Annotated in this window: 9 protein-coding genes; 6 read left to right on the top strand and 3 right to left on the bottom strand. The window is 70.5% G+C overall.

Features of this window, described 5'->3' with window-relative positions:
• Window positions 1–2,052, bottom strand: a complete 2,052-nt coding sequence (locus FNH09_RS03325) for a HelD family protein (RefSeq protein WP_202919583.1) — start codon at window positions 2,050–2,052, stop codon at window positions 1–3.
• 338 nt (window positions 2,053–2,390) lie between these two features.
• Here FNH09_RS03325 and thpR point away from each other — a divergent pair, with 338 nt between their 5' ends.
• The 4 genes from thpR (at window position 2,391) to FNH09_RS03305 (ending at window position 6,253) form a co-directional block, all read left to right on the top strand.
• Window positions 2,391–3,011: an RNA 2',3'-cyclic phosphodiesterase gene (gene thpR, locus FNH09_RS03320; RefSeq protein ID WP_162468054.1), complete on the top strand. Its 621-nt coding sequence runs from the start codon at window positions 2,391–2,393 to the stop codon at window positions 3,009–3,011.
• Between the two features lie 164 nt (window positions 3,012–3,175).
• Complete coding sequence (locus FNH09_RS03315) at window positions 3,176–4,975, top strand: carbohydrate binding domain-containing protein (protein WP_162468053.1); 1,800 nt, start codon at window positions 3,176–3,178, stop codon at window positions 4,973–4,975.
• 392 nt (window positions 4,976–5,367) lie between these two features.
• Window positions 5,368–5,817 (top strand): DUF4395 domain-containing protein, encoded by a 450-nt coding sequence (locus FNH09_RS03310; protein ID WP_152884942.1) that lies wholly within the window; start codon window positions 5,368–5,370, stop codon window positions 5,815–5,817.
• A 7-nt stretch (window positions 5,818–5,824) separates the two neighbouring features.
• Complete coding sequence (locus FNH09_RS03305; protein WP_338017452.1) at window positions 5,825–6,253, top strand: thioredoxin family protein; 429 nt, start codon at window positions 5,825–5,827, stop codon at window positions 6,251–6,253.
• Window positions 6,254–6,426: 173 nt separating this feature from the next.
• Here FNH09_RS03305 and FNH09_RS03300 read toward each other — a convergent pair whose 3' ends face one another.
• Entirely contained in the window at window positions 6,427–7,464 is a 1,038-nt protein-coding gene (locus FNH09_RS03300) for an isopenicillin N synthase family dioxygenase (RefSeq protein WP_152884938.1), read from the bottom strand.
• Window positions 7,465–8,267: 803 nt separating this feature from the next.
• On the opposite strand from FNH09_RS03300, the gene FNH09_RS03295 reads away from it, so the two are divergent.
• Window positions 8,268–9,266 carry a helix-turn-helix domain-containing protein gene (locus FNH09_RS03295; RefSeq protein ID WP_152884936.1) on the top strand — a complete coding sequence of 333 codons (999 nt, stop codon included), beginning with the start codon at window positions 8,268–8,270 and terminating at the stop codon, window positions 9,264–9,266.
• Between the two features lie 143 nt (window positions 9,267–9,409).
• Here the strand turns inward: FNH09_RS03295 and FNH09_RS03290 are convergent, their stop codons facing one another.
• Complete coding sequence (locus FNH09_RS03290) at window positions 9,410–12,787, bottom strand: S8 family peptidase (protein ID WP_162468052.1); 3,378 nt, start codon at window positions 12,785–12,787, stop codon at window positions 9,410–9,412.
• A 659-nt stretch (window positions 12,788–13,446) separates the two neighbouring features.
• Between FNH09_RS03290 and FNH09_RS03285 the strand changes: the two genes are divergently transcribed.
• Entirely contained in the window at window positions 13,447–17,160 is a 3,714-nt protein-coding gene (locus FNH09_RS03285; protein WP_152884932.1) for a S8 family serine peptidase, read from the top strand.
• Window positions 17,161–17,240 lie beyond the last annotated feature (80 nt).

The following is a 17,240-nucleotide window of genomic DNA, read 5'->3' as shown; positions in this document are numbered from 1 at the left end:
TCATGAGGCGTACTGTGGCGGAACGTCGACGGTGATCGTGCACAGTCTCTTGGTCGCACGGGTGAGAGCGACGTACAAGTCGCGCTCGCCGCTGGGGCGGGCCGTGGCGATCTCCTCCGGATCGACGACGACGGTTGCGTCGAACTCCAGGCCTCGGGCCTCGGACGCCGGCACGAGGCGTGCCCATCGGGCGACACCGGCGGATGCCATGTCCGCGACCCGGGCATCGGCGCAGATCAGCGCCAGCAGGTCATCCGGGTGTGCTGCGGCCTGCGCGCGCAGTTCGCCGGTCACCGTGGTGGCGAGACTGTGCGGGGATGCGGTGAGGGCGCGAGGACGGTCGCCGTGGCGGATCGACCGGCTGGGAGTCTGTCCCGGGGCGATCCGGGCGAGCAAGTCGTGCGTGGTCGCCAGGATCTCCTCGGTGGTGCGGTAGCTGACGGTCAGCGTGTGCAGGGCGAATCGACCGCCGATGTGCGGGCCCAGCGCCTGCGACCAGTCGCCGACTGCCGTTGCGGGGCCGGCCTGGGCGAAGTCTCCCACCAGCGTCATGGACCTGGCCGGACACCGGCGCATCACCATCCGCCATTGCATGGCGGTCAGTTCCTGGGCCTCGTCCACGACGACGTGTCCGAACGTCCGCTCCGGCGGCCCGTCCACCAGGTCGGTCGCCTCGTCCAGCAGTGGGCCATCGGCGTCGGTCCACGGCGCGTCGGCAGGGCGCAGCAGGCGCAAACGCTCGTCGTCGGTGAGTGAGGGCAGGTGCGTGGCCAGCGTGTCGGCCTCGGTCAGCAGGGCCCGCACGACTGCTTCGGAGGTCAGCCGTGGCCACAGCGATTCCACCGCGTGGTCGACGTGCGCGTCTCCCATGAGATTGTCCCGCAGGGCCTCTGCGTCGAACGCCTCGGCCTCGGCCGCAGCCGCGGACGGGGGGTCGCCGTCGAAGCCGAGCGCCAATAGGTCGGCCGCGGCTGCGGCGTCGAGATCCAGGCCCGTACTTCCGGCGATCTCGGCGTCGATGTTCTCGAGGGCCTCTATCGTGCCGCGCTTCAGCGTGGCCGCCACCGCGTCGACCAGATGTTCCTTGAACACTTCCCGCGCCCGGTTGTGCACCGAGCCGCTCGCCACCGCCGCTGCCCTCGCCGTCGCGACTTCGGTGCTCGTCAGACGGACCCACTCCTGCCCCACTCGGACCGCGAACGCGCCGCGCGAGGGTGCCTGCCGTGCGTGCACCAGGCCCGCCAGCGCCTCGGCCAGCGGAGAAGTCCCCTTGAGCCGGGCGACATCGCACGGCTCCATCGTCTCCAGAACCGTCTCGGCCAGCTCCTCGCACGTCGCCAGGACGACGTCGTTCTCGCCGAGCGAGGGAAGCACCTGGGAGACGTAGTCGAGGAACCGTGCGTTCGGTCCGAGCACCAGGACCCCGCGACCGGCGATCCGCGGAAACGCGTAGAGAACGAAGGCCGCACGGTGCAGTGCGACGACGGTCTTGCCCGTGCCGGGTCCGCCCTGCACCACCGTCACCCCCTGATGCGGCGATCGGACGATCGCGTCCTGCTCCGCCTGAAGCGTCGCCACCGCAGCACGCATCCGCCCCGTGCGCCGCGCCTCCAGCGCCTCCGTCAACGGCCCGTCACCGACGATGTCGTCGGCCGCAGGTGCGGATCCGTCCAGCAGCTCGTCGCTCACCGCCCGTACCGCACGCTTCTCGGTCCTCAGGTGACGGCGCCGCCGCAGACCCATCGGGTGGATGGTCGTCGCCGTGTAGAAGGACCGCGCCGCGTCTGCCCGCCAGTCGACGAGCAGGGGCAGGTCCCGGTCGGCCAGGTGCAGGCCGAGGCGCCCGACGTGCAGACTTGTTCCGTCCGCGCCGTCGATCCGGCCGAACACCAGTCCTTCCTCGGCATCCTCGAGCCGGCGAAGCTCCCGCGCCAGTCGCTGTGCGGCCACATCGCGCGCGTACACCTCGCCCGCGCTGTCGGCCGACGATCCCACCACGTTCGTCAGCTCGGCCCGTACATCCGCCTCGCGCTCGTCGAGCAGCGCGTACATGGCGGCCACATGTGCCTGCTCCACTTCGATCTGACTTGCGGCACTCTCATTGAACTGCGACAACGGCGGCCATCCTCTCGACTCGGCCCTCCACTATGCAGCCGGATCTCCCCAAAGGTAAGGCTTGACTTACTTGTCCGACTCAGCCGGTAGGCCCGACCCTGCTGACGCCGACATACGTACGCGACGGTGTGCCCGAGGTTGTCCGTCTGCGCGAGGGGCCGGCCGCAGGCGGTGGCCGGCACGGCCGCCGCGACCGACCCGCGCCGAGGCTCCGGGTCCTCCGCACTCGTATCGTCCGTGGAAAGCGACCCGCCGTCCGCGACAGGAATTGCGTTGTGACCGATCAGACCCGACCCGCCGCCGTTCGCGTGTTCATCGCCCTCGCGCCGCCCGACCACGCCAAGGAGGAACTGGCCCGGGAACTGCACTCCGCCTACGGCACGCATCCGCACATGCGATGGAACCGGGTGGAGGACTGGCACATCACTCTGGCGTTCCTCGGAGAGCTGCCGCCCACGACGGCGCTGAAGCTGCAAGCGCCGCTCGCCGACCTCGCTGCCGGGCGACAGCCGATCCCCCTGTCCCTGCGCGGCAGCGGAAACTTCGACGACCGGGTGCTGTGGAGCGGAGTCGACGGAGACCTCGATGCGCTGCACGTGCTCGCCGACGATGTGCGTACCGCGGTCAAGAACTGCGGGATCGTCTTCGAGGAGCGGCCCTTGCGCCCCCATCTGACGCTGGCGCGCGCCCGCCGAGGAGATCGGTCGTCGGCGGGAGAGATCGCTGAGGGGCTGGCCGAATTCACCGGTCTGCCCTGGCCTGCCGAACGCCTGCACCTGGTCGGCAGCAATGCCGGCCGCAGCCGCGGGCCGATCCATTATCGCGACATCGAGTCGTGGGCTCTCGGCAGCGGCGCCCCCACTGGTTCCGGAGCGGACCGACAGCTCCCGAGGTGACCAGCGGGGCGCCCCACAGCACGTGATCCTTCGGAGAGTCGCCCTGGGAGAAGTGAGGGCTGGACGGGGGCAGAGACTGCCCGCCGCGGGCCTTGACAAACGAATTGGTCTGGACCAAATTAAGCGCGCTCCGCAGTTCAACCACCCCCCACCCGGAGGCACTTGTGGACCGCCCCAGACCTGTCCTCGCCCTGCTGACAACTGCGGCACTGGCCGCGTCCGGTATCGCCGCACTCACGCCGACCGCACAGGCCGCCGACGCCGAACTCATCCGCAACGGCGGCTTCGAGGCAGGCCTCGACGGCTGGAGCTGCACAGCCGGCAAGACGGTCACCAGCCCCGTCCGCACCGGTGCCTCGGCACTCCAGGCGACCCCGGCCGGCAATGACTACGCGCAGTGCTCGCAGACGGTGACCGTACAGCCGAACTCCCAGTACACACTGTCCGGTTACGTCCGCGGGTCCTACGTCTACCTCGGCGCGAGCGGCACCGGCACCACCGACGTCTCCACGTGGACCCAGGCCGCCTCCGACTGGCAGCAGCTCACGACGACGTTCCGCACCGGCGCGTCCACCACCCAGGTGACGATCTACACCCACGGCTGGTACAACACCGGCGCGTACTACGCCGACGACGTCTCCGTCTTCGGCCCGGGCGCCCCGGCCGGCCAGCCGCCCGCCGTGCCGACCGGTCTCACGGCCGGCGCCACCACGTCCTCCAGCGTCGCGCTGTCCTGGTCGGCGGCAAGTGGCGCGACGAGTTACGCGGTCTACCGCGACGGCGTCAAGGTGCAGACGGTGAACGGCACTTCGGCCACCGTGACCGGCCTGGCCGCCGCCACCGCGTACACGTTCCAGGTCGCCGGCGTGAACAACGCCGGCGAGTCGGCGAAGTCGACGGCGGTGACGGCGACGACGACCGCGGGATCGGGCGGCGGAGGATCCACCGACCTGCCCACCCATGCTCTGGTCGGCTACCTCCACGCGAGCTTCGCCAACGGCGCCGGCTACACGCGCATGACCGACGTCCCCGACAGCTGGGACGTCATCGACCTGGCCTTCGGTGAGCCCACCTCCACCACCTCCGGCGACATCCGCTTCACCCGCTGCCCGGTCACCGAATGCCCGAACGTCGAGAGCGACGCCGACTTCAAGGCAGCCGTCAAGGCCAAGCAGGCGGCCGGCAAGAAGGTGCTCATCTCCATCGGCGGACAGAACGGACAGGTCCAGCTGACCACGACGGCAGCCCGCGACACCTTCGTCTCGTCCGTCTCGAAGATCATCGACGAGTACGGCCTCGACGGCCTGGACGTCGACTTCGAGGGCCACTCCCTGTCGCTGAACACCGACGACACGGACTTCAAGAACCCGAAGACGCCGACGATCGTGAACCTCATCTCGGCGCTGAAGACCCTGAAGGCCAAGTACGGCTCCAAGTTCGTCCTGAGCATGGCGCCCGAGACCTTCTTCGTGCAGATGGGCTACCAGTTCTACGGCACGGGCCAGTGGGGCGGTCAGGACCCGCGGTGCGGGGCCTACCTTCCGGTGATCTACGCCCTGCGCGACGACCTGACGCTGCTGCACGTCCAGGACTACAACTCGGGACCCATCATGGGCCTCGACAACCAGTACCACTCCATGGGCGGCGCGGACTTCCACATCGCCATGACCGACATGCTGCTCTCGGGCTTCCCGGTGGCCGGCAACGCCAACAACGTCTTCCCGGCGCTGCGCCCGGACCAGATCGCGATCGGCATGCCGGCGTCCACCAACGCGGGCAACGGCTACGTCGCCCCGGCCGAGGTCACCAAGGCCCTGGACTGCCTGACGAAGAGGACCAACTGCGGCTCGTACACGCCGCACGGCACCTGGCCCGCCCTGCGCGGCCTGATGACGTGGTCGATCAACTGGGACCGCTTCGCGGGCGGAGAGTTCCAGCGGACGTTCGACAACTACTTCGGATGATGTCGGTGCCTGGCTGTGACCGGTCACCCACCGGTCATGGCCGGGTCTGACCCGCCACTGCACCGACTGCGTAACCCGGCACGAAGGGATCGTGGACACGTCCACCGGTTCAGCGGGGCCTGCCGCAGTTCGTCGGAATGCTCGCCGAGGGTGAGGCCGAGCACGACCCCCTTGGCCGACCTGTTGCGCGATGGGCCGTCAGCGGCTGCTCGTGTCCGACAGGTGAGCACTGATTGACCACGGCAGTGGTGGCTGTTGCAATACCGGCATGCACTCCGGGACGTGCCTGGTGATCAGGGCCCACATCGACTTCGGCCGGGTGTGGTCCGCCGCGTGTCGCTGACCACGCGCCGATTCACATCGTCCCCATTCGAAAGATCCCGGAGCTCGTCATGCCCGACCGCACGCCTGGAACACCTGTCAGAGTCGACCCGCGTGGCCAACGCTTCGCCGCCGTACTCACCAGCCTCGTCCTCCTCCTGGTACTGGCCACCGGCAGCGGCACCCTGCTCGCGGCGCAGGCCGTCGTCTTCGCCCTCGGTGCCATCCTGGGGCTGCGCTGGTCCCCGTACGGCTGGCTCTACAGCCGCCTGGTGCGTCCTCGTCTCGGGCCGCCGCAGGAGTTCGAGGACGCACGGCCGCCACGGTTCGCACAGGCCGTCGGCCTGGCCTTCGCCGCCATCGGGATGGTCGGTTACCTCTCCGGCGCGACCTGGCTCGGCATCGCGGCGAGTGCGGCGGCGCTCACCGCGGCCTTCCTGAATGCCGCCTTCGGCTACTGCCTGGGCTGCGAGCTCTACCTGCTCACGGTCCGTAGCCGCACCCGACTGGGACATGGGTGAGGCGGCCGTGAGCGATCCGACGGGGCTTCTCGTGGCCGCCGTCGTCCTGGTGGCCGCAACCGTCTTCGGGCTGGTACGGGTCCGACGCGACGGCAGGCTGCGCGACACGGCCCAAGGCGACGTACTGCGCTTGTCCTCCGGCGAGTTGGGCGTGACGCTCGGCGAGCGGGCGACGCTGGTGCAGTTCTCGACGGCCCTCTGTGCCACCTGCCCCGGTACCCGCCGTCTGCTGGCCGGTGTGGCTGACGGAACTCCCGGTGTACGCCACGTGGAGATCGACGCCGAGACACGGCTCGAACTGGTCCGCCGCTTCGAAGTCATGCGGACACCGACGGTACTCGTCCTCGACCGCACCGGTCGTGTGGTTCGCCGCGCCTCCGGCGCGCCGACCCGGGCCGACGTGGTGTCGGCAGTGGAGCTGGCAGCGGCAGTCTGAGAGGGCGTTGAAGGAAGCCACGGATTCTGCGCCGGATGCCGTACCGCGTAGCGGCACGGCATCCGGCGCAGAAGGCCAGAGTCCACGGGCTTCAGCCCAAGCAGCAGGTCAAGGGGACATCGCGCACCGGGGTTTCGCTCAGGACGTCGCCCACCAGGTGAGGACGAGCGGCATCACGCGGGGCTGAGCAGCTCCGCGTGATGCCGCTCCGCGACAAGCGGATGCGCCCGCAGCTTGCCCTTCAGCTCGTTGAACCCGTACTCGGCGAACAGAGGGTTGGCCGGATCGTCGGTCACGCCGGGGGCGGCGGAGGCGTGCGGGAAGGGCAGCGGCTCCACGCGCGCGTCCAGCCGAGGGTTGTAGAAGAACGGCACGGAGAACCGCTCGACGGCGCTGGGCGGCGACACCACCCGGTGATTGGTGGCGACGAGATATCCGTTGGTGGCCACCTCCAGCAACTCCCCGAGATTCACGACGAAGGCACCGGGCAGCGGCGGCACATCGTGGAACAGCCCGTCCTCCCGCTGCACCTGAAGCCCACCCACCTGGTCCTGAAGCAGCAAGGTCAGGAATCCGTAGTCCTTGTGGGCTCCCACCCCCTGTTCGGCCCCGTTCCCCGCATTCCCCGGATACCGCACCAGCTTCAGATGCGGATGTGCCCGCTCCCCGAAGACCGAGTCGTAGAAGTCGGCGGGCGCCCCGATCGAGGCGAGCAGTTCGTGCAGCAGCTTCTCGGCGACATCACTGAGCCGCTCCATCCACCGCAGGGCGGCCACCCGCAGCTCGGGAAGCCCGGCCGGCCACTGATTGGGCCCCTCCAGCCACCAGTACGCCGGTTCGCCGGGCCTCGGCACCCGCGCGGGCCGCTCGGCCCCGATGTCGAGCTGATCGCGCCAGTCCTGCCGCCCGCCGGTCCGCTCGTCACCAGTCCTTGTGTACCCCCGGAAGTGCGGCGAGTTCACATTGTCGATCGCGAGCCGCTCGGCCTCCGTCAGGGCGAAGAACCGCCGCATGGCGGAGAGCAGGCCCTCGGTCTCCTCCTCGCTCACCCCATGCCCCACGAGCTGGAAGAAGCCCACGTCGTGGGCGGCACTGCGCAAGTGGCTGTGCAACAGCGCCCGGGCCTGCGGCCCTCGGTCGGCGGCGGAGAGATCGATGATCGGCAATTGCCGGTACGACGGCGTCGCAGTCGTCCGGGTCACGTTCGTCATGGTGCATCCGCGGGTGTACGGGGTCCCGCGCGCCCGCCATGGGTGAGCTGGCGCAGGGGTGCCGGGTGGACGGAGAGGAGAAAGCGCAGGCGGCTGTGAACCGCAGAAAACGCAGAAGCGCGAGACCGCGCAGAGAGGCCGGACGGCTCAGAGGAAGCGTCGACAGCCCATGCTGGTGACGCGGACGTAGTCCACGTGGCGGCGTCGAACGAGCGCAAGCATGTGCTCAGCGTACTGCCTGGCCGAAGATCCGTACGTGACGCGCATCACGCACGGGAAACTTTGCGGAAACGGTCCCGGAAACGCAGACGACCTGCGCTCCGGGTCCTACAGCCGCCCCTCCCGCAGGGGATCGGCGACCGGTACGGCGACGCGTACCTCGTCCTTCTTCTCCCAGGCCATCCCGTCACGTCGCATCCGGCTCTTCTCGATCGACGCGGTGAGCTCCTCGCCGGCGGGGTCCGGGTCGGTCTTTCCCGGACGACGATCAGCCGCATCCGCCGCCACAAGGTGACCCGCGATCCCCGACCGGAAGGTCAGCAACCATCTGGTCCCACTCGGTGATCATGTGCGGGCCCTTCCCCGAGGGCGTGCAGGTCTTCGAGCGCCGGTCGATCAAGGGCGAGACCCGCGGCCAGTGGTACCTGCGCCGGATGACCGGATCACCGACGACAACCGTCGTGGTGTCCGGTCGCCGAGGCTGGTGGAATCATGCGCCGGGCGGACGGCGTTGTCCCTCCGGGAACCGCCATCCGCACGGGAACCCCGGCGAAGACGGTCCCGACGGTGAGAAAGGTAGCTGCATGCTGGAGACGGTGGGCCTGACGGCCGACGAGAGCGAGGTGTACCGCCTGCTGGTCGCCGCCGGGACGGCGTCCGCCGAGGAGATCTCCGGCCGCTCGGACCTCGACGTCGTGACCGCGCTGCTTCTGCTGCGCGCGCTGGAGCACAAGGGGCTGGCGTCGGCGGTCGAGGACAATCCCGAATGGTTCACGGCCGTGCCTCCGCAGGTGGCCCTCATGCCCCGGCTCCAACGCCACTTCGACGCCCTGGAACAGACCCGGGCCGCGGTCTACGAACTTGCGGAGACACACCGCCGCAGCGCATGGGCCCGGAGCACGGGCGAGACCGTCGAGATCATCACCGGCGCGGCGGCACTGCGCCAGCATCTGCGCCAGCTCCAGCACGGTGCCGACCGCGAGATGATGTGGTTCGTGAAGGCCCAGTACGTGGCCATGTCCCCGGAGAGCAATCAGGAAGAATTCGACGCCCTGGACCGGGGCGTGCTCTACAGGGCCCTGTACGAGCAGGCGTACTTCGACGACCCCGACTCCGTGGACTACGTCGTCAAGGGTGTGTGCGCCGGCGAGGTGTCCCGGGCGGTGCCTCTGCTGCCGCTGCGGATGGCGATCGCCGACCGCTCGGTGGCCATCCTGCCGCTGGCCACCTCGGCCACGTCCAGCAACCCCCGGGAACTGCGGGCCGCGGTGGTGCGGGAGAGCAGCCTGCTGGACGCGCTCATCGCCCTGTTCGAACACCACTGGGAGGTCGGTGCCCCGCTCCGGGTGACCGAGGAGGGCCAGATCGGCGGCGCCGGCCCCGCGGATGCAGCCTCGCCGGTCGGGGAGGACCGGCACCTGCTCTCCCTGATGGTCGCCGGCATGACGGACGACGCGATAGCCGGACAGCTACGGATCAGCAAGCGCACCGTCCAGCGTCGCATCCAGGGACTGATGAGCCTGGCGGGCGTCGCGACCCGTATGCAGCTGGGCTGGCACGCGGCCCGCCGCGACTGGCTCTGAGCACGGCGGACCCCGCGACGCACACGAACAGGGCCCACCGGACGTGTCCGGCGGGCCCTGTCCCTGTTCGTCCGGCCACTGCGGCCGAGCCGTGCTCCTTGCGGAGGCGGTGGCTCAAGGACGTGGCTACTCCGCGAAGGCGGCTAACTGAGCAGGTAGCCCTTGATGACGGTCTCCTTGAAGGAGTTGCCCGCCGCGTCCTCGACGTGGACGCGCAGGCTGACCGAGCCGCCCGCGGTGCGGCGCGGATGCTCCACGGTCACGGTGCGCTCCATGCCGGAGCCCTTGACCCGCACCGACTGCCAGGTCTTCCCCTCGTCGAAGGAGACCTCGGTGGTGAAGACGCGGATGGGCGACGCCGGAGCGCCCGGCGTCCGCTGGATCAGGACCGGGATGTCGAGCGTGCGGCCGGCCTCGGCCCGGTTCCACTCGTCCAGCTTCGGCGACATACGGACCGCGTACAGCGGCAGGAACTGCCGGGTCGCCGTGGTCTGCGACCGGAACCGCCATTCGGCTCGCACGCTCGTGGAGACGGAGCTGGGCGCGGTGTCACGGTCGGTCCGGGCCGTCAGTCGGTAGTCGGCGGGGGTGGCGTCGGCCGGGACGTCGCTCATGCTCCAGTCCTGGGAGACCAGTTCGCCGTTGCGCCACAGCTTCACCTCGGGCAGGCCGGACGTGGTGTCGGCCACCAGGTCGAGGTTGCCGTTCGCCGCCGACTGGAAGGGCCGGTACATCGTGTCGCCCTCGCGGAAGGCGGCCATCTGGGACGAGAGGCCCACGGCCTGGATCCCGCCGTTCCAGCGCTCCTCGACCTGGGAGCCGGCCCGGTAGCCGTGCAGGTCGCCCAGGTAGCTCTGTCCGTGCGAGTTCGGGTCGAAGATGTTGTTCTGGTCGAAGGCCGTCTGCCAGCGCAGGCCGTCGGCCGCCGAGAAGTAGTCGACGCGCCGGGCCGGGACCGGAATACCCTCCATCGCCCTTCCGCTGAAGCGCACGTTGCCGACGTACGTCCACACGAGGCGCATGGCCGTGGTGCCCGGCGTGGTGGCGGCGAACGTGGTGTTCACCCTGGCCAGTTCCGACCTGCGGGGGTTGTAGGCGGGGTCCGCCGGGATGGCGCCGTGCACCGGTCGCGTGAGGTAGTAGACCGAGGCGGGGTTCCCGTCCGGGCCGGCCGGGTCGCCCCAGACACTGGTGACGAGGTACGTGAACTTCGAGTCCTTGTACGAGGCCGTCGGCACCGCGTACACGCCGTCGATGTGGTCGGTGCCGATCGCGTTGTACATGGTGACCGAGAGCAGCTCGTCGGCCATGCTGATCGTGCCGATCTCGGCCGACATGATGCGCGCGGAGCGGCTCGGCGCCGACACCGTGACCGGCTTCGCCTTGCGGGCGTCGACAGTCACCTGCCGGTCGGCGCTCATCACGACCTTCGGCACGCCGACGATGACGCCTTCGGTGAAGGAGGCGTCGAAGAAGAAGCCGCTCACCGAGTAGGTGTCCTTCGGCAGTCGCACCACCGTGCTGTTCCTGCCGAGCGCCTCGACCTCGTACGCCTTGCCGTCGGCCGACTCGACCAGCAGGTAGGCGTTGTCGGGGGCCGCGCCCGTGCGGCTCTTCATGTCGATGCGCAGGTCGTACGACGGCTGCTCGACGTCCATGCCGAACGGGACGCGCACCGACACCCGCCCGTCCACGGTGCTCGCGCTGACCACACCGCTGTAGGCGGCGTACGTGGTGGTCGCCTCCGGGGTCGCAGTGAGGGTGACGGCCGCCGTTCCGTGCGCGGGCACGGTGACCGCATCGGCGCTGAGCCGGAACAGGCCGGCGGGAGCGGGCACGTCCTTCTTCCCGCTGCTCGGGTTGTCCTTCAGCTGCAGGGTGACCGGCTCGGCGCCCGGGTTGCGGTAGGTGATGGTCTTGGTCACCGGGGGACGCGTGCCGTCCGTCCAGCGGATCAGCCCGAAGTCCAGTGCGGTGGTGTCGGCGGTGACGTCCTGGTCGACCGCCCGGGCGACGTCGACGCGTCCGGCGCCCTGGAGGTAGGCGCCGTGCTCCTTGGCGCCGGTCGCCGACTGCATCAGCTGGCGCTTGACCTGCTCCGCGGTCCAGTCGGGGTGCTGCTGGAACAGGATGGCGGCGGCTCCGGTCACATGGGGTGTGGCCATGGACGTGCCGCTCATGGCGACATAGCCGTCGTCGGCGGTGGTGCCGCCCGCCCGCGCGGCGACGACATTGACGCCGGGGGCGATGATGTCCGGCTTGAGGCCGGAGTCGCCCACCCGCGGGCCGACCGAGCTGAAGACGGCGACGTCGTCGTCCTCCTCGGCCGCGCCGACGGCCAGCGCCCGGTCGTCGGAGGCGGGCGAGGAGACCTTGCCGGGACCGCTGTTGCCGGCCGCGGCCACGACCAGCGTGCCGTAGTCACGGGTCACGGTGTCGACCATGGCCTCCAGGGCGTCGGTCTCCGGTGTGTCCGTGTCGCCCAGACTGAGGTTGATCACCTTGGCGCCGTGCTGGGCGGCCCAGGCCAGTCCCTCGACGATGTTCGAGTTGTCGCAGTTGCCGTCCGCGGTGCACACCTTGCCGGACAGGATCTGCACACCGGGTGCCACACCCTTGTACGTGCCGTCGGAGGCCGCGCCCGAGCCGGCCACCGTGGAGGTCACATGGGTGCCGTGACCGTTCAGGTCGTCGGTGTTCGGCTCGGTGGTGAAGTTCGCGGACTCGGTGACGAGGCCCTTGAGGTCCGGGTGGCCGGGGTCGTAACCGGTGTCGAGCACGGCGACCTTGACGCCGGTGCCGGTGTAGCCCTTCTCCCAGGCGTGCGGGGCGCCGATGCGCGGCACCGTGCTGTCGAGCTGGATCCTGGAGTGGCCGTCCAGCCAGATCCGGCGCACACCCGCCCCGAAGGACCTGGCGTCCGCCCGGCCGGGGGCGATGCCCTTCCAGAACCCGGCGGCGTCCGCACGGTGTTCGCCGAGGGTCGCGAAGGGGGTCCCGCCAATGGGGCGGACGGTGTCGGCTCCGGCGGCGGTCAGCTGTCGCCGGGCGGTGCCCGCGTCCCCGGCGTACTCGACGATCAGCGGCAGGCTCGACCGCTGCGCGTACTTGCCCCGGACCAGGGCGGAGACGTTGAACAGCGCCTTGTCGAGGCGGCCCGTTGCGAGCAGTGGGAGCGTGTCGGCGGGTATGACCGTCCAGTCGCGACCGGTCTGGCGCTTGATGAACGCGATGCGTTCGCGGCCCGCGGCGGGCTCGACCGACACGCTCTGCCTGCCCGAGGCGTCCGTCTCCAGCGTGACGCGGTCGCCGGTGATCAGGGTGAGCTGATGCCGGGAGGTGATCGGCGACCGGGCCGCCGCGGTCTGCGCGGTGGCTTCCGTTCGCCCTGTGTGCGGGCCGAGCTCCTGAGCGGCGCCGGGGACGGCGGTCAGACCGGCCACGAGCGCCACGAGGGCGGCGGCTGCCGCCGTATGCCGGGGCCGGGGAGCGCGGATCCCGCGGCTCCACCTGTTGTTCATGTCTCTCATGGGAGGACAGCGTGGTGCCGTCAAGTGCCGAGGTCAGCAATTTGCCCTGTCCACCAGGCGTCAAGTCACCTTTACGCCAAGCCCCATAACGCACAATGGGGGCAAGGTGACCAAGTCGGCGGCCCATGGACGAACCGAACGAGCCACTCCCCGGATGGTGTCGTTCGGGGCCTGGGCGGATGGGTTCGGCGCTCGCGCCGGTCTTGCGAGGTCCAGGGCCGGACGGGTTCCGGGTCCCGGTCGCCCGGCAGACGCTCAAGCTTCAGCCGCATCAACGTGAGGTGCGGGATGGGCAGTTCCTCGTCCGCATGCTCCGGCCAGGGGGCCGCGATGAGCGAGGCGAGGGCGCATCCGGTCCCAGGCGCATCGATGACGTGAGAGCGCGGGCCCGCCGCACCTGACGTCCGCCCCGGCGGGGACATGCGCGGAGTCGCCGACCGGGGTGCCCCACGGGCCCGTTGCTCCGTCCCTCGACACGCCGAATGGGGCGGTCCGCCGCCCCCAGACGCGCGGTGACCGACGACTCCGTCTGCGCTTGGCGTAACTGTGCCATGGCACTACAGCGACATGTGCGACCCCTTGAACGACGGCGGTGGAGGCCCGGAGGATCCAGTGATCTTTCGCTCTTCGCCGCGAATCAGGAGTCTTCCTTGCCCAAGGTTCCCATCCCCCGGCCCGGGCCGATCGCCCTCGCCGTGGCGGCCGTGCTCACACTCGGCGTCATACCAGCGACCGCCGCTGTGTCCGTGCACTCCACCGGTGAGGTGTCGCACAACGACGCCGGACACCGAACCCCCGGCGATGCCGGCACGCACACCGTCACCCTGATCACGGGTGACAAGGTCACCATCGGGACCGCCGCCGACGGCACCGTCGTGCGCTCCTTCCAGGCCGCGAGCGGAGCCACCACCGGCTTCCATCGCGCTGTCGTGGACGGCGCCACCTACGTCTACCCCGACGCCGCCCTGCCGTACGTGAGCGCCGGCAAGCTCGACAAGCAGCTCTTCAACGTGACGCGGCTGATCGCCGAGGGCTACGACGACGCCCACAGCTCCCGGCTGCCGCTGATCGTGCGCTACACCGGAGCTGCCGCCGAGGCCCGCACCCGGACGAAGATGGCCGGCTCGACCGACGTCCGCCGCCTGGACAGCATCCAGGGCGCGGCCCTCGCGCAGAACCACGAGCAGGCATCGGAGTTCTGGTCCTCGCTCACCGGAGGTTCCGGCGCGGCGGCCTGGTCCGCGAAGCCGTCCTTCGCGGGCGGCGTCGCCAAGGTGTGGCTCGACGGCAAGGTCAAGGCCGACCTGGCCGACTCCACCGCGCAGATCGGCGCGGACAAGGTGTGGGCGGAGGGTGACACCGGCCAGGGCGTGAAGGTCGCGATGCTCGACAGCGGCGCGGACACCGAACACCCGGACCTGGTCGGGCAGGTGTCCGACAGCGCCAGCTTCGTACCCGGCGAGGACGACATCGCCGACTACAACGGCCACGGCACACACGTCGCCTCGACCATCGTCGGCACGGGCAGTGCCTCCGACGGCAAGGAGCGGGGTGTCGCCTCCGGCGCCCGGCTGGCCGTCGGCAAGGTGCTCAACTCCGAGGGCAGCGGCCAGGAATCCTGGATCATCGCGGGCATGGAGTGGGCCGCCCGCGACCAGAAGGCCAGGATCATCAGCATGAGTCTGGGCGGCAGCGGTGACAAGACCGACCCGATGAGCCAGGCTGTCGACGAACTCAGCCGGGACACGGGCGCGTTGTTCGTGATCGCGGCGGGCAACGGCGGCCCGCACTCCATCAGCAGCCCCGGTGCCGCGGACTCCGCGCTGACCGTCGGCGCCGTCGACTCCACCGACACGCTCGCCGACTTCTCCAGCCAGGGCCCGCGTGACGGCGACGCCGGGCTGAAGCCGGAGATCACCGCTCCCGGCGTCGACATCGTCGCGGCGCGTTCGCACTACAAGCGCGGCTCCGGCTACTACACCACGATGAGCGGTACGTCGATGGCGACGCCGCACGTCGCCGGTGCCGCCGCGCTCCTCGCTTCTGCGCACCCCGACTGGACGGGCACCCAGCTCAAGGAGGCACTGGTCAGCAGTGCCAGGGCGACCCCGGCGTACACCCCGTACCAGGCGGGCGCCGGCCGGCTCGACGCGCCGGCGGCGGTGCACGCCACGGTCTTCGCCACGACGAGCGCCTACTCCGGCTTCCACACGTGGCCGCCGAAGCCGGGCCAGACCGACGTCCGGACGGTGACGTACACCAACGTCGGCGACGCATCGGCCGACCTCAAGCTGGCGGTCGACGGCACCGTCCCGGCGGGGTTGTTCAGCCTCTCCGCCGACGATGTCACCGTGCCCGCCCACGGCACCGCCACGGTCACCCTGACGGCGGATCTGGACAAGCTGGGCGGCGACCAGTCGGTCAGCGCCATGATCACTGGTACCGACGGCAGCGGAGCGGTCCGCGCCCGGACTCTGATCGGTGCGGCCCGCGAAGGCCAGCGGCAGAACCTGACCGTGGTCGCCAAGGACCGTTCGGGCAGGCCGATGGAGGGCCGGGTCGTCCTGAGCGCCGAGCACCTCTTCACGGTGATGGACCTCGACGCGTCCGGCACCGGCACGGTACGACTGCCCGTCGGCAGCTACAGCGGCTGGCTCACCGGTGACGTGCAGGGCGCCGAAGGCCCGCACTCGCGCGGCATGGTGCTGCTCGCCTTCAACGACGTGAAGCTGGACCAGGACCGTACCGTCACCCTGGACGGCCGCAAGGCGCGCCGGATCCTGGCGCGCGTGCCGCAGCAGGCCACCGCCGTCGCACCGCGCCTGGACGCCCACCGGTCCTTCACCGACAGTCTGGTGGAGACGTCGATGCTGCCGGACCCGTCGTACGACAGCGTCTGGGCGCTCCCGACCGGCAAGAAGGTCACCGACGGCGAGTTCGAGGCCGGCGCCCGCTTCCGCCTCGAGCAGCCCGCGCTGACCGTGAGCACGAAGTCGACGACCTTCAACGACCCGCTGGTCAAGCGCGCGGCCACGCCGCTGCCCGCCGGTACCCGCAACATGACGGCGGTCTTCGCCGGTTACGGCACGACCGAGGAGCTCGCGCGGCAGAACGTGCGCGGCAAGGCGGTCGTGGTGCGCGGCGCCGGAACGGGAGGGGTCAAGGCCCAGGCGGAGGCCGCCGCGGCCGCCGGCGCCCGGCTGCTGCTGGTCGTCAACGACGGCGTCGGCCGCCTGCAACCCTGGGACGAGAACCCCTGGAGCCCGGCGAGCCCGGCCCCGGTGACGGTGGCGACGCTCAACGCCGACCAGGGCGCCGACCTGCTCGGCCGACTCCGCAACGGCGCGGTCTCGCTGAAGGTCACCTCGCACCCCACGACCGACTATGTCTACGACGTCGTGCACCACTGGACGGGCGCCGTTCCGGCGGACCCGACCTGGCGTGAGGAGTCCAAGGACCTCGGCCGGGTGAACGTCTCCTTCCGGAACTACCGGCAGGGCAAGGCCATGGAGTTCCGTCCGGACGTCTGGCGCGGCTGGGCTGTCGGCAACCAGCTCACCGCTCCCGCCCAGGGCGAGCGCACCGACTGGGTCTCCGCCGGCACCACGTGGCTTGACGACGCCTTCATCCAGGGCGAGACCGGGCAGCACTCGATCGCCCCGCTGAACTACCCGGCGCGCAAGACCGGCAAGGTCAGCTGGTTCGGCCCGATCCAGCGGCCGCGTATGGGCCCGATCAACTACCAGCCGGTCCGCTACCTCGACACGATGTACATCACTGCGCCCGGCTGGGGTGACTCGGGGTCCGGCCATGTCGGCGAGGCCAACGCGAACTTCGACGTCAAGGACTGGATGTCGCTCTACCAGGGCGACCAGCAGCTCGACTGGGGCAACGCCGAGTACCTGCAGGTTCCCGGCCTCGGCGCCGAGCGCCTGCCCTACCGGCTGGTCCTCGACAACGACCGCGGCACCTGGGCCGGCCCGTACTCGACGCACACGCTGACCGAGTGGGACTTCACCTCCGCGGTCACCGGCAGCGATGCGGTGGTGTCCCTGCCGCTCATCCAGCTCGACTACGGCGTGGACACCGACAAGTCCGGCCGTGCCGACCGGCACGCCGGCCTGACGGTGACCGCCTCGCACCTGCCGGGCACCACTGCCACCATCGGGAGGCCGACCGTCGAGGTGTCGTACGACGACGGTGCGACCTGGCAGCGGACCGACCTGAGCCGGTGCGACGACGGATGGCGGACGAACCTGCGCGCGCCACGGTCCGCCGACTTCGTCACCCTCCGGGTCGGCGCCCGGGACAGCGCGGGCAACACCGTCTCGCAGACGATCACCCGGGCCTTCGGCCTGCGCTGACGTCACTCCCGGGGAGGTCACCCGGGACAGCACCGCATGGGTGGGACCGCAGCCGGCGGCCCTGCCCACGCGGCGTGGCT

It is taken from the genome of Streptomyces adustus (genome assembly GCF_009377175.1).
Classification (GTDB): Bacteria; Actinomycetota; Actinomycetes; order Streptomycetales; family Streptomycetaceae; genus Streptomyces; species Streptomyces adustus.
The sequence above is the reverse complement of the archived record's forward strand: the minus strand, read 5'-3'. Positions and strand labels throughout refer to the sequence as shown.